Source organism: Octadecabacter algicola (assembly GCF_021532625.1).
GTDB classification, from domain to species: domain Bacteria; phylum Pseudomonadota; class Alphaproteobacteria; order Rhodobacterales; family Rhodobacteraceae; genus Octadecabacter; species Octadecabacter algicola.
Window position 1 is genome coordinate 116,267 of the sequence record NZ_JAKGAR010000003.1, and the last position, 13,194, is coordinate 129,460.

The following is a 13,194-nucleotide window of genomic DNA, read 5'->3' on the forward strand; positions in this document are numbered from 1 at the left end:
GACGACCGCTGCATCTTTCCCAGCATTTATTAAAGAAAATAAGGCAAAACCGCTTGACCTTTGGGCGTTCGACCTATTGAAACTGCCAGATATTTCAATGGCAGTTTCAGGCGGTTTCAATGGACGACCAGAACAAGAATCTTATCCTCGCGACAGCACTTAGCTTACTCGTGATCTTGGTGTGGTTTGTTTTATTCCCGCCACCGGAGGCAGTTGATCCTGCGACACCAACAGAGGTTGTCACAACTGCCGAAGGCGAAATGCTAGGCGTCGACGCGGCCACGGATACCGCGCAAGTCGCTGCACCCATTGAGGAAAGCAGTCTTGCCGACACACTCGCAAATGCTGCGCGCGTGACCATCGACAGCCCAAGCCTGACAGGCTCACTTTCTCTCATTGGTGGTCGTATCGATGATCTGTCGTTGAAAAACTACGACGAGACTTTGGACGACGGTTCCGAGTTGGTGCGCCTCCTTTCTCCTATCGGTGAAGAAGATCCGTACTACGCATTGCATGGCTGGGTTGCTTCGGTTGGTGCAACTGCTGATCAGGTGCCAAGCGCGACGACCGAATGGGCAATCGAATCCGGCGATTCGTTGTCCCCGGGTTCAGATGTCACATTGGCTTGGGACAACGGCGCTGGCCTTGTCTTCCGCAAGACATACTCTGTCGATGAAAACTTCTTGTTCACAATCACTCAAGACGTTGAAAACTTCAGCGGTTCTGAAGTGGCTTTGCGTCCATACGGGATCGTAGCACGTCACGGAGAGCCAGAACAAATCGGTTTCTTTATCCAACACGAAGGCGTCGTTCGGATGTCCGACGATTCGATGGAAGAAATCAATTACGACGATATGCCAGACCTGACGACCGAAGAGGGCCGTATTGAGGTTGAGGAAAATGGCTGGATCGGCTTTTCAGACCAATACTGGATGACGGCTCTTATCCCGACACCGGGTCAAGATTTCCGGTCTACCGCGAAATCTGGAAATGACATCTATCAGATCGAAACGATCTATCCGATGGTCACCGTTGCAGCAGGCGCTACTGTCGCCGCACAATCGCAGTTCTTTGCTGGCGCTCAAGAGTGGGAAGTCATTCGTGGGTATCAAAACGACCTTGGGATCGATCGCTTCCTAGACAGTATTGACTGGGGTTGGTTCTTCTTCCTGACTAAGCCAATTTTTGCTGTGCTGCATTGGTTGAACGGGTTCATTGGCAACATGGGTTGGTCGATCATTGCACTGACTTTCATGATCAAGGCGCTGTTGCTGCCGCTGGCATATAAATCCTATGTGTCTATGGCCAAAATGCGTGAACTTCAGCCGCAAATGGCCAAGCTGAAAGAAGACGCCGGCGATGACCGCGAGAAAATGCAAAAAGGTATGATGGCTCTCTACAAAGAGAACAAAGTAAATCCCGCATCTGGTTGCTTGCCCATCCTGATGCAAATTCCGATCTTCTTCTCCCTGTACAAAGTTATTTTCGTTACTATCGAACTGCGTCACGCACCGTGGATCGGCTGGGTCAAAGATCTTAGCGCACCTGACACATCCAGCATCTTCAACTTGTTTGGCTTGTTCCCATGGGACGCACCGTCGCCGGATTCGTTCCTGTCACTCGTCTTTATCGGGATCATGCCAATCGTCCTTGGTATCTCCATGTGGCTACAGCAAAAGCTGAATCCAGCCCCCACAGATGCGACGCAGAAAATGATCTTTGCGTGGATGCCATGGGTCTTCATGTTCATGTTGGGCAGCTTTGCCAGCGGTCTTGTTCTTTACTGGATTGCCAACAACACGATCACGTTCATCCAGCAGTACGCGATCATGCGGAGCCAAGGTTTCAAACCTGACATCTTCGGCAACATTATGGGTCGAACCAACGCGGATCCGAAGTAATGTGCACTGTCGCGGAACTCTGGCGACACCCGATCAAAAGTCACGGCCGCGAAGCACTCGCGGCCGTTGCTTTGACAGAAGGTAAGTGTTTGCCGTGGGATCGCCATTGGGCCGTTACCCATGAAAAATCCAAGTTTGATGGAACCGAATGGGTCATGTGCCGGAACTTCATGATCGGCTCGATGACGCCTACGCTTGCGGCGCTTTGGGCAACGTTTGACGATGCGGCGCAAAAGATGACATTGCGCCATGCTGAGATGGGCGAACTGACCTTTGATCCCGAAACCGAGAGCGATGCGTTCCTTGCTTGGGCGGCCCCACTTTATCCCGAAGGCCGGCAACAGCCCCAGGCCCTTGTCAGTCTCTCAAACCGCGGCATGACGGATACAAACTATCCCACTGTTTCGATCATGAACCGAGCGAGCCACACCTCATTCGAGACAGCGCATGGTGGACCAATTGAGCTGGAACGTTGGCGCGGAAACATTTGGCTCGATGGTGCAAAGGCTTGGGATGAATTGAGCTGGGTCGGCAAGACCATCCGGATCGGCAACGCAGAGCTTGAGATTCGCGATCCTATTAAGCGGTGCATGCACACTGCCGCAAACCCTGTGACTGGCGAGCGCGACGCCGACACTCTCGGGACACTGAAATCCAGCTTTGGACACCAAGACTTTGGCGTCTATGCTGTTGTGACGAAATCCGGCCACGTCGCGCTTGGCGACCAAGCAGAGGTGCTTTGAATGCAACTACCATTTCCAGAAGCGGAAGAACCCGATGACGCGACACGTGAAGCGGGACGTATTCTTTTTGCCGGTGAGACCGAATTTGTAAAAGGCGTTGTCGCAATGGACGGCCTGCCTGACCCTGATCGCCCAGAGGTCTGCTTTGCAGGACGTTCCAACGTTGGCAAGTCAAGCCTGATCAACGCATTGACTGGCCGTAAGGGCCTTGCTCGGGCTTCCAACACGCCAGGGCGGACGCAAGAAATCAACTACTTTACCGTTGGCGAAAGCTACTATCTCGTCGACCTTCCGGGGTATGGGTATGCAAATGCGCCTATTCCTGTCGTCGAAAAATGGCAGCGCTTGCTGAAGAATTACCTGCGTGGCCGCGTTACGTTGCGCCGCGCTTTTGTGCTGGTCGATGCCCGCCACGGGGTGAAACCTGTTGACGAAGAGATCATGGCGTTGCTCGCCAGTGCGGCGGTCACGTTCCAATGTGTGATGACCAAAACGGATAAGCTTAAGAAGGGCGAACTTGAAAAGGTTCTAGTACAAGTTCGAGAGAAACTGCAGAAATTCCCATCCGCCTTTCCAGAGATGGTTCTGACATCCTCAGAAAAGGGCGAAGGAATTGAAAAGTTGCGCGCAATCATCTCAGGGATAGACTGACGCCAATACAGGCCCCTAGGAAGAACATGAGAAAGCAAGATATGAACCGCGATTGGATCGCCACTGCGTCCACACTTAGTGCAGCACTGCCGTATTTGCAGCGCTACAATGACGCCATTGTCGTCATCAAACTTGGTGGCAATGCGATGTCATCTGAAGAGGCAATGGAAGATTTCGCCCGCGATGTCGTCTTGATGCAGCAGGTTGGTGTGAACCCCGTGATCGTCCATGGTGGCGGGCCGATGATCAACGAAATGCTCGAGAAGCTCGAAATCAAGTCAGAATTCGTAAACGGCAAACGGGTGACCGATAAAGCGACTGTCGAAGTCGTTGAGATGGTCCTGTCTGGCCGTGTAAACAAGTGGATCGTTGGCGCAATCAACCGCCAAGGCGGGCGTGCTGTTGGTCTGTCTGGCAAGGATGCAAACTTGATCATCTGCGATCAGGATGCACCTGAGCTTGGTCTTGTGGGAACACCCGCCGAGATAGACACCGGCGTTCTGACGACCCTGTTTGATGCCAATACCATCCCTGTAATTGCGCCGCTCGGTGCGGGCCGCAATGGCGAAACCATGAATATCAACGGAGACACTGCGGCTGGCGCAATCGCTGCCGCCTTGACGGCGGACCGCCTACTGCTACTGACGGACGTTCCGGGTGTGATGGATGAAACTAAGACAGTTCTTACGGATTTGACTGTGGAGCAGGTGATCGAAATGACCGCCTCTGGCGTGATTGCTGGTGGTATGATCCCGAAAACGCAAACTTGTCTTGATGCCTTAGAAGGTGGCGTTCGTGCCGCCGTGATCCTTGATGGTAGGGCGCCGAATGCCTGCCTACTGGAGCTGTTCACTGAGCACGGCGCCGGTTCCATCATTCGGGCGGCGAAGTGACGCTAGACGAGATCGCAGCGGCCGTCGCACCGCTGCGGCTTTCCCCGTTGGGGGGCTTTCATGAAGACGGACAAACGACGATCCTGCTCGGCCCTGCTGACGGGTTTTGGGACTACGTCACCGCACAGCCCGAGTTTTCTGGCGATGATCCGCTGGATGCTTGGTCTAAGGTGGCCATTTCAAAAATCGCAGATCATCTGAATGCCGAAGCTATGTTCCCGTTTGGTGGTCCGCCATTTCACCCCTTTATCGCGTGGGCCATGAACAGTGGGGAAGCATGGCAGAGCCCTGTTGGGCTGCTCGTACACAAGGACGCTGGGCTGCTGGTGTCATATCGTGGGGCTTTGCGATTTGCAGATCGGATCACGCTCCCCGAGCCTTCTGTATCACCCTGTGACACCTGCACCGCGCGCCCTTGCCTAACGGCATGCCCAGTTTCGGCACTAGGCCCAGACACCTATGACGTGTCGAGTTGTAAGGCGCACATGGACACGGACGCAATATGCCGCGCGGCCTGCCGTGTTCGTATGAGTTGCCCGATCAGTCAATCCTACCCGCGCGACCCCGCACAAACTGCATTCCACATGGAGGCATTTCACCCGTCATGACCAAACGACTCATCCTTATGCGTCACGCGAAGTCCGGTTGGAATGATCCCCTGCTGAGTGACATCGAACGCCCTTTGAACGAACGCGGGCGAAAGAGCGCGACGGCACTAGGAGTTTGGTTGTCCGAGAGTGGATATCTACCCGATGAAGTGCTGTGTTCTTCCGCTACCCGCACAGCTGAAACGTTTCGTGGCTTGGGATTAGACACGCCTGTGACGTTCAGGCCAGAACTATACCTCGCGTCGCCAAGCATGCTGCTAAAGACGTTGAAACAAGCCACTGGAGACACTGTTCTGGTGCTTGCTCACAATCCCGGAATTGCAGAGTTCGCTGAGAGTATTCTTAGTGCTCAGCCTGACCACCGCCGGTTCTTCGACTATCCGACAGGAGCAACCTTGGTGTGTGACCTGCCAATAGAAAAATGGGCCGACGCGGTTCCCCGCTCGGCCCATCCTGTTGATTTCGTCGTCCCGCGGGACCTGACAGATTAGTGCCCCAAGATCTGGCTGAGGAACAATTTTGTACGGTCTGACTGCGGGTTGTTGAAGAACTCTTCAGGCTCGTTTTGCTCAACGATCTGACCGGCATCCATAAAGATAACACGGTTGGCGACCTGACGAGCAAAGCCCATCTCGTGGGTCACGCAGAGCATTGTCATGCCTTCCTCGGCCAGCTCGATCATTGTGTCGAGAACTTCTTTGATCATCTCAGGGTCAAGCGCCGATGTAGGTTCATCGAACAACATGATGCGTGGTTTCATGCATAGCGAACGAGCAATCGCCACACGCTGCTGCTGACCACCAGACAACATACCTGGGTATTTGTCGGCTTGCTCAGGGATCTTCACCTTCTCAAGGAAGTGCATCGCGATCTCTTCAGCTTCCTTCTTAGGTGTCTTACGGACCCAGATTTGCGCCAGCGTACAGTTTTCCAAAATGGTCAGGTGTGGGAACAGGTTGAAGTGCTGAAAGCACATGCCAACTTCGGAACGGATCTTATCGATGTTCTTTAGGTCGGAGGACAACTCGGTTCCGTCCACCATGATCGTCCCCGCCTGATGCTCTTCCAGACGGTTGATGCACCGGATCAGCGTCGATTTGCCGGACCCAGAAGGCCCCGCAATAACGATCCGCTCACCTTGGTTGACGGTCAGGTTGATGTCCCGCAGGACGTGGAATGTACCATACCACTTGTTCATATCAGTGATCTGGATAGCGACCTCGTCAGAGACCGTCATGGCATCGCGATTGATCGCGCGTTCTGTTGTTGTGTCAGACATTGAAGGTCTCCTTAACGGTGCTCACGTTGAAGCTTTTTCTCGAGGTGTAGGGAATAGCGGCCCATGCTGAAGCAGAAGATAAAGAACAGCAGACCGATAAAGATGAAGAGTTCCCAATAGATGCCGTTCCAAGCGGTATCCGCACGGATGGCGCCAGCAAGGCCAATCGGGTCAAACAAGCCAATAAAGAGAACCAGAGTGGTGTCTTTGAACAGACCGATAAAGGTGTTCACGATACCCGGAATGGAGATCTTCATCGCTTGTGGCAGAATGATAAGTTGCATCGACTGCCAATAACTCAGACCAAGACTGTCCGCGCCTTCATACTGTCCTGTCGGCAGCGCCGCGAGGCCACCGCGGATAACTTCCGCGATGTAGGCCGCTGCAAACAACGTCACCATGATGATCACGCGCAAGACGAGGTCGAAGTTCGTGCCTGGTGGCAAGAAGTAGTTCAACAACAAGGATGCTGTGAATAGCCACACGATCAACGGTACTCCGCGGATGACCTCGATGAAGACAACGCAGATCTTGTTGACAATGAACAGGTGTGACTGGCGACCAAGTGCCAACAGAATGCCGAGCGGCAAGGACAAGACAATGCCCGCGATCCCGATGATCAGTGCCAGCATAAACCCACCGATATTACGGCTGTCGATTGGCAACAAGCCAACACGACCCAATTCGCCATATGTATCGTTGACAGATGCAGAGACGCCTAGAACGTCGCTTCTTGCACTCAAGTACTCAGACAGCAGCCGCTCATCGGCGGAGGATGTTCCTTCAGGAAGCTGGTTAACTGCAATCAGGTTGCGCATGTTACGTGGCAATTCTGCTTTCAGATCAGCGACTCTGCTACGCAGGCCAGGCAGTGATGCCTCGCGTGCCTCGAGCGTGCCCAATGAGTTCAGAAAGCTGTTACCTTCCGAAAGCTCAGTTTCCAGACGGAATTTGCTTTGGGAGATGACAGTTTGATCATCCCGCAACGCAGTCAGAAGTGACGTTTGATCCAACAAGCGCGCCTGAGGGTCCACGAGACTTTCTGCATTAGTTGCAATTACTTTGTCATGAACCGTCTGAAGTGCCTCAATGTTGGCACCAAGAGCAGAAGCTGCGGTTTCAACATCTGCTTGAAGAGCCATCAGTTCGGCTTCTGGAGTTTCAGTAGAAACGTTCCCTGCACGAACGATAAGAGCTGCAATTGGGTCTTCCAAGCCAGCTTTGCTTACCATTGAGCTGACATCTTCTGCGATCGACGGGTCGGCTTGTGACGCGGAAGAGACCATAAGCTCTGAAGCATCCACCGTGTCATCTGCCAGATCGGACAGTGCGCCCGTCAGCAATGATTCAATGTCGCCTACCAAATCTTCTGCTGTTTCGGCAGCGGCTTCCGCTTTCGCGATGTCGCCTTCTGATGCGCCGGATGCAGCAACAGGTGCCCCACCCCAATCTGCAAGAATATCGGAGAGGTCCGAAATGCTTTCAGACGCGCCAACGATACGTTGAAGGGCAACCTCTTTGGCTTCAAACTGTTCCTCAATCCCGAACTCTTCGATCCGAATACCGGTCATTTCGATCAGGATTTCATTCTTCACTTCGACAGCTTCTGCGATCTCGGCCTGTTTTGCCTCAAGTAAAGCGTCTTCAGCAGCAACTTCAGCCGGGAGTGCGTCAGTTCGCGCGTTCAGTGTCGCTACGGTGTTCTCAAACCGGCTCGAGCCGACCATTTTATGCAGTCCATCGCTGATCGGGGACATCAACATGCCCCACCAAATCAAAGCAGCGGCCAGTGCCCCAAGGTTTGCAACGATTGGACCCGCGAACTTGATCAGGATTTTATAAGCGATGACGGCGGCAACAAATCCAAAGGCTGCAAAGATCGGCAACCAGAAAGAACCGCCCCAAACCAACCACGCCGCGAGGAATGGATAAGCAAGGGAGAACCACATCAACTGACCCGGCACCTTATCTGCAAACAAAATTGGCGCGAGGGCGACGAACAGTAATACAAACGCGAGGATCGGACGCCAGTAGAGTTCTGGCGGATAGAAGCCGAACAATATCTGCAACCATCGGTCTTCGATAACAGCCCAACACGCGCCATCATGGCTACCCTTGTAAAAGGAAAATAGCACTTCGCGACACTCGGTCAAAGAACCGGCATTCCAAACACCGCCAAACGCCCATGGAAGAACCAATGACAGTACGGCGTAGATCACGTACAGCGACAGAACCGTCAAAAGGATGTTCAGCCAACCTGAGAACAGGTTCTGACGGATCCACTTGATTGCACCTGTTTCCTTCGCAGGAGGCGCCTTCTCAGGTAGCATTTCGGTACGGACAAAGCTGATTTCTGAATTGCTCATATCAACGCTCCTGCAACTGAGTGCGGTTGTTGTAGACGTTCATCACGCCTGAAATCACAAGGCTAAGGACAAGATAGAAGGCCGCCATAAGTAGAATACCTTCAAGCTCCCGGCCTGTTTGGTTGATCGTGATGCCGCCCAATGTTGACCGGACATCCATATAACCAACCGCAATCGCCAGTGACGAGTTTTTGGTCAGGTTCAAGAACTGTGAAATCAGTGGTGGAATGATAACCCGCATAGCCTGTGGCAGGATCACGAGGTTCATAGTGCGGCTAGGGCGCAAGCCCAAAGCGGCAGCTGCTTCTGACTGACCCTTGGAAATCGCAAGGATACCGGAACGGACAATCTCTGCGATGAATGCACCAGTATAAAGAGACAATGCCAACCAGAGGGCGATCAGAGAGTTTCGTAGGTGAACTCCATCTGTAAAGTTGAACCCTTTAAGGTAAGGAAACTGAAGTTGCGCGCCCATAAAGAATAGAACCAATCCAACTGGAATAACCAACAGCGCAAGCTGTTGATACCAAGTTGTCGGTCGGACACCTGTCGATTCCTGTATGTGATCGGCGCGGCGGCTAAGGAGGCGAATGCAAACGATGCTGGCAATTAAGACCGCTAGAATGAGCAGCCAGTTGAGGACAGCGAGGCCAAACAGCCCGTTCTCAAGAACAACCCCCGGCACATAGACACCACGGTTTGTTACGGCAACGCTGTCGCCCAAGATCATGCTGGCGTCACCGCCAACTTTGAAATCACGCGGCTGCGACATGCCTTCTGTCATCAAAGCAAAAATCGCGATGATCCAAAGCAAAAGCGGCACGTTACGGAAGCCTTCAACATAGACCGCCATCATGCGGCTTACGATCCAGTTCTTTGAAAGGCGCAGAACCCCAACAACGACACCTAGGATGGTTGCAAGAATGCAGCCCAAGAACGCAATGAGAAGCGTATTAAGAATGCCGACAATCGCGGCGCGGCCATGGCTGGATTGCGAGGTGTACTCAATCAATCGCTGGTTGATGTCATAACCGGCAGGTTGCGACAGGAACCCAAAGTCAAAATCTTTACCCAAAGCAGAGAGGTTCTGAATGGTGTTATTCACGAGCCAGAAAATGCCAAGCAGAACAAGGATCATCGCAATTACTTGAATGGTGATCGACCGGTACCGCGTGTCGTAAATAAGCTGGCTTAGCCGAAAGTTACCTTTCGGCGGATCAGTGAGCGTCGTCATCCGCAAACTCCCTCGCCCCTGTTGGGCAAAATGTAAGACATCTACGGGTCGGTTGATCCCACCACTTGTGTCTTAGCTTTAATTTTTTTGTATGTCGTATTGGAAGTGAAAGGGCGCGATCCGAAGATCGCGCCCAATACTTTAGAACTTAGCGGAATGGTGGGGAGTAGATCAGACCACCTTCTGTCCACATGGCGTTCAAGCCACGTGCCAGACCGATTGGTGTGCTTTCACCGATGTTCGCTTCGAACAGCTCACCGTAGTTGCCGCCAGCCATCAGAGCGTTTTTCGCCCAGTCAGCTTCGAGGCCGAGCATCGCGCCCAGTTCACCTTCAGTGCCCAAGAGACGGTTGATCTCTGGGTTGTTAGTGCCTGCGGACAGCTCTTCGATGTTTGCAGATGTCACACCCAGCTCTTCAGCTGTGATCAGTGCGTTCAATGTCCAACGTGCAACGTCAGCCCATTCGTTGTCGCCGTGACGTACCAGTGGGCCGAGTGGCTCTTTGGATACGATTTCTGGCAGCAGAACGTGATCGCCTGGGTTTTCGAATGTCGCACGTGTCGCAGCAAGGCCGGATGCGTCAGTTGTGTAAACGTCACAAGCGCCAGCAAGGTACTGCTGCTGTGCTTCAGCGTTTGTTTCGATTGGCACTGGCTCATAGGAGATGTCGTTGGAACGGAAGTAGTCCGCCAAGTTCAGCTCTGTTGTTGTGCCTGTCTGAATGCAAACAGTCGCGCCATCGAGATCTTGAGCGGAAGAAACGCCCAATTCACGTGGAACCATGAAGCCTTGGCCGTCATAGTAGTTCACGCCTACGAATTCGAACTTAAGGTCGACGTCGCGGGAGAATGTCCAAGTTGTGTTACGTGCCAGCAGGTCGATTTCGCCAGACGCAAGCGCTGTGAAACGTGTTTGACCAGTTGTTGGAACGAACTCGACAGCCATTGGGTCGCCAAGAACAGCAGCAGCAACCGCGCGGCATACGCCAACATCGAAGCCATCCCAAACGCCATTGGCGTCAGGTGCCGCGAAGCCAACAAGACCAGTTGTAACACCACAGTTAAGCGTGCCGCGTGCTTTGACATCGTCAAGCGTACCTGCAGCAGCTGCACCAGCAGCAAGACCAGCAACGGTCATCGCGCCGAGGAATACTGATTTTTTCATTAAATTACCTTCCTGAGTTTCCCTGCGTGAGCCACAGGGATTATTTTTGTCTGACCAAGCGGTCAGGGGCGATACACGCAAGGAAGCCTTGCGTCACCCGCTAGAGTTTGTCGAATAACGGGATGACGTCAAGAGGTCGATGACTTGAAATAGGCAATTCAATCCGTCAAATCGCCCTGTAAGAAGCACCTTGCACAGTAAATGCGCTAAACAGCTCTGATTTAAGCCATTCGATAGAATTTTTCGGCGTGAAAAAAGGCACTTCTTTTTATTTCAACAGCTTGGCGGGCGTCTTCGTCTTCACCCCACTGCTCAATTTGCCAATTTTCATCCACTCGGGACAAATCCCAAGCCGCTTGAGCGCTCAATTGACGTTGCGTCACAGCTAGCCCCAAAACCAGAGAGCCAGATAAAGCAATTAAATCGTGCAACGCCGTCAGTTCGAACGCGGTTGCTGCAAACAAGGGCGCACGGACCGCTGAAATCGCTTGCGAATCTTGCTCGATCGGCATGATCCCTTCCGTTGGAACCAACCGTGCGCCAAATGTGTCCTCGGCCCATGCTAACAATGGGTCCCAACCAGCGCGTTGCCGATCAACCAATTCCGTCGGCGTATCAGCGCGATAACAGAGCAGATCACTTCCGCCGTAGGCAGCTAGCATTTCGGCCACGGCATCAAACTGAACAGACACTTTATCAATCGCGGCATTGGCCGATCTGGTGAAAGGCATAACTTCTGGATCAATCTTTTCGTCGACCACGTCCCATTCCGCTGCGACCGCCTCGGCCATTTCACGACTGGGCACGATCAACGCGGATTTCGCAGGTGTCTTAACCGAGCGCCCGTCGAGCCGAATCCCGAATCCATCCCCGTCTTCAACGACTGATACGTCCGTCCAAAAACGTTTCGCAGCCCATTCGCTCATAGGAGACCCTCGAACGGGTTGTCTGGCGCATGGTTTTCGGCCCAGCCGAAAAACTTCCAAGAATTTTCCATATGTGGCGGTAGGGATGCTTTGATCCAAAGCTCTTTCCCAGTCGCAGGGTGTTCGATTCGCAAAGACCGTGCATGTAGATGCAACTTGCGCCCAATCTCTTCGCCCATACCAGCACCCCAACCATCGCCGGGGTTATCCTGCACGTTTGCGGTTCCGTATTTGCCGTCCCCAATAATCGGGTGACCTATCTCAGCCATATGGGCGCGCAGCTGGTGTGTACGACCCGTCACGGGCGTCAGTGCGACCCATGCCGTGCGATCCGCTAGGGACGTCAGCACGGTGTAGTCCGTATGCGCACGCTTCGCACCTGGCACTTTGTCGACGTCGCGCGGGTGCACGCACTTCATGCGTTCGTTGTCGCCCTTTGCACCATGGCCACCCTGCTTAACGAGGCCGTACTTGATTGAACCCAATTTCGGGATCGGAACACCGGCGACCAGCGCCCAATAGATCTTCTCAGTATTGCGGTGGCGAAATGCTTCGGTCAGGGATTTTGCGGCCATCCGGGTTCGCGCAAGAATCAAAACACCCGACGTGTCTTTGTCCAAGCGATGTACCAAACGGGGCTTTTCATCGTACCCGAATTTCAAAGCTTCCGCGAAACCATCAACGTGGCGTGTCTGTTTGCTGCCGCCTTGGGTCGGCAAGCCAGCAGGTTTGTTCAATGCGATCACGTGATCGTCTTTGTAGATCACGCAGCCTTGGATAAGTTCGATATCCGCTTTCTTCATATCGCGAGGGCGATCTTCGACCTGATTTGGATCAGGCAATGGCGGGATTCGCACCTTTTGGCCGACCTCGACACGGGTATTCGATTTCACTCGGCCGCCATCAACGCGGATTTCACCCTTCCGGCACATCTTTTCGATGCCACCTTGTTGCAGGTGGGAAAAGCGGCGCTTCATCCAGCGATCAAGTCGCTGATCACCTTCGTCTGGACCAATGGTAAGTGTTTGAACGCGGCTCATGCCAGCACTCCTCGCATGATGAAAACTCCCAGCACCAACGCGGCGATGGATAGGATGACCGAGAGGGCAACATAAAGGGCCGCAAGCCCCGCCTCGCCCCTCTCGAACAGTGTGTATGCCTCAAGCGAAAACGCCGAGAACGTCGTGAAGCCGCCAAGAACACCCGTCATTAACAACGGGTTCAGGTGTGTTAGCATTTTCTGCCCGAGATAAACCACGAGCAGCCCCATCAGAAACGAGCCGATGATATTCACAGCCAAGACACCGAAAGGGAACCCGCCGGTCGGACGGAACAACGCCACGCCCACGCCATAGCGTGCTGCAGCGCCTATGGCGCCGCCCAAAGCAACATGAAAGACAGTTGGTATCATGGGCGCGTCATATGCCG

The 13,194-nt window shown here is 53.4% G+C and carries 12 protein-coding genes and 1 pseudogene; 6 read left to right on the forward strand and 7 right to left on the reverse strand.

Annotated features, from left to right (window positions below; genetic code table 11):
* Positions 1-119 precede the first annotated feature (119 nt).
* The 6 genes from yidC to L0666_RS11655 are packed head-to-tail and all read left to right on the forward strand — an operon-like array spanning position 120 to position 5,287.
* Positions 120-1,901: a membrane protein insertase YidC gene (gene yidC / locus L0666_RS11630; protein ID WP_235261549.1), complete on the forward strand. Its 1,782-nt coding sequence runs from the start codon at positions 120-122 to the stop codon at positions 1,899-1,901.
* On the forward strand, positions 1,901-2,644 hold the full coding sequence (locus L0666_RS11635; protein WP_235261550.1) for an MOSC domain-containing protein: 744 nt from the start codon (positions 1,901-1,903) through the stop codon (positions 2,642-2,644). Before yidC ends, L0666_RS11635 begins: the two co-directional genes overlap by 1 nt.
* A complete protein-coding gene (yihA, locus tag L0666_RS11640) occupies positions 2,645-3,295 on the forward strand; it encodes a ribosome biogenesis GTP-binding protein YihA/YsxC (RefSeq protein WP_235261551.1) in 651 nt (216 codons plus the stop codon).
* Positions 3,296-3,321: 26 nt separating this feature from the next.
* Positions 3,322-4,188 (forward strand): acetylglutamate kinase, encoded by an 867-nt coding sequence (gene argB, locus L0666_RS11645; protein WP_235261552.1) that lies wholly within the window; start codon positions 3,322-3,324, stop codon positions 4,186-4,188.
* Entirely contained in the window at positions 4,185-4,796 is a 612-nt protein-coding gene (locus L0666_RS11650) for a ferredoxin (protein WP_235261553.1), read from the forward strand. The genes argB and L0666_RS11650 overlap by 4 nt, the downstream gene beginning before the upstream one ends.
* The gene (locus tag L0666_RS11655; protein ID WP_235261554.1) at positions 4,793-5,287 is read left to right on the forward strand and encodes a SixA phosphatase family protein; all 495 of its coding nucleotides are present in this window, start codon (positions 4,793-4,795) and stop codon (positions 5,285-5,287) included. Before L0666_RS11650 ends, L0666_RS11655 begins: the two co-directional genes overlap by 4 nt.
* Here L0666_RS11655 and L0666_RS11660 read toward each other — a convergent pair.
* The 7 genes and pseudogenes from L0666_RS11660 to crcB all read right to left on the reverse strand — a co-directional run bounded on the left by L0666_RS11660 (position 5,284) and on the right by crcB (position 13,177).
* Positions 5,284-6,075 carry an amino acid ABC transporter ATP-binding protein gene (locus tag L0666_RS11660; RefSeq protein ID WP_272492182.1) on the reverse strand — a complete coding sequence of 264 codons (792 nt, stop codon included), beginning with the start codon at positions 6,073-6,075 and terminating at the stop codon, positions 5,284-5,286. The genes L0666_RS11655 and L0666_RS11660 overlap by 4 nt on opposite strands.
* Positions 6,076-6,086: 11 nt before the next feature.
* A pseudogene (locus tag L0666_RS11665) lies at positions 6,087-6,728 on the reverse strand (amino acid ABC transporter permease); the annotation flags it as partial.
* A gap of 1,714 nt (positions 6,729-8,442) precedes the next feature.
* Positions 8,443-9,675, reverse strand: coding sequence for an amino acid ABC transporter permease (locus L0666_RS11670; RefSeq protein ID WP_235261555.1), 1,233 nt, complete (start codon positions 9,673-9,675; stop codon positions 8,443-8,445).
* A 148-nt stretch (positions 9,676-9,823) separates the two neighbouring features.
* Positions 9,824-10,840: an amino acid ABC transporter substrate-binding protein gene (locus L0666_RS11675; protein WP_235261556.1), complete on the reverse strand. Its 1,017-nt coding sequence runs from the start codon at positions 10,838-10,840 to the stop codon at positions 9,824-9,826.
* Positions 10,841-11,061: 221 nt separating this feature from the next.
* A complete protein-coding gene (locus L0666_RS11680; protein WP_235261557.1) occupies positions 11,062-11,766 on the reverse strand; it encodes an ATP12 family chaperone protein in 705 nt (234 codons plus the stop codon).
* Complete coding sequence (locus L0666_RS11685; protein WP_235261558.1) at positions 11,763-12,806, reverse strand: RluA family pseudouridine synthase; 1,044 nt, start codon at positions 12,804-12,806, stop codon at positions 11,763-11,765. The genes L0666_RS11680 and L0666_RS11685 overlap by 4 nt, the downstream gene beginning before the upstream one ends.
* On the reverse strand, positions 12,803-13,177 hold the full coding sequence (crcB, locus tag L0666_RS11690; RefSeq protein WP_235261559.1) for a fluoride efflux transporter CrcB: 375 nt from the start codon (positions 13,175-13,177) through the stop codon (positions 12,803-12,805). The genes L0666_RS11685 and crcB overlap by 4 nt, the downstream gene beginning before the upstream one ends.
* Positions 13,178-13,194: the final 17 nt, after the last annotated feature.

Coding starts and splice junctions, on each gene's coding strand:
- yidC (WP_235261549.1), top strand. CDS start 120: ATGGACGACCAGAACAAGAATCTTATCCTCGCGACAGCACTTAGCTTA.
- L0666_RS11635 (WP_235261550.1), top strand. CDS start 1,901: ATGTGCACTGTCGCGGAACTCTGGCGACACCCGATCAAAAGTCACGGC.
- yihA (WP_235261551.1), top strand. CDS start 2,645: ATGCAACTACCATTTCCAGAAGCGGAAGAACCCGATGACGCGACACGT.
- argB (WP_235261552.1), top strand. CDS start 3,322: ATGAGAAAGCAAGATATGAACCGCGATTGGATCGCCACTGCGTCCACA.
- L0666_RS11655 (WP_235261554.1), top strand. CDS start 4,793: ATGACCAAACGACTCATCCTTATGCGTCACGCGAAGTCCGGTTGGAAT.
- L0666_RS11660 (WP_272492182.1), bottom strand. CDS start 6,075: ATGTCTGACACAACAACAGAACGCGCGATCAATCGCGATGCCATGACG.
- L0666_RS11670 (WP_235261555.1), bottom strand. CDS start 9,675: ATGACGACGCTCACTGATCCGCCGAAAGGTAACTTTCGGCTAAGCCAG.
- L0666_RS11675 (WP_235261556.1), bottom strand. CDS start 10,840: ATGAAAAAATCAGTATTCCTCGGCGCGATGACCGTTGCTGGTCTTGCT.
- L0666_RS11680 (WP_235261557.1), bottom strand. CDS start 11,766: ATGAGCGAATGGGCTGCGAAACGTTTTTGGACGGACGTATCAGTCGTT.
- L0666_RS11685 (WP_235261558.1), bottom strand. CDS start 12,806: ATGAGCCGCGTTCAAACACTTACCATTGGTCCAGACGAAGGTGATCAG.
- crcB (WP_235261559.1), bottom strand. CDS start 13,177: ATGATACCAACTGTCTTTCATGTTGCTTTGGGCGGCGCCATAGGCGCT.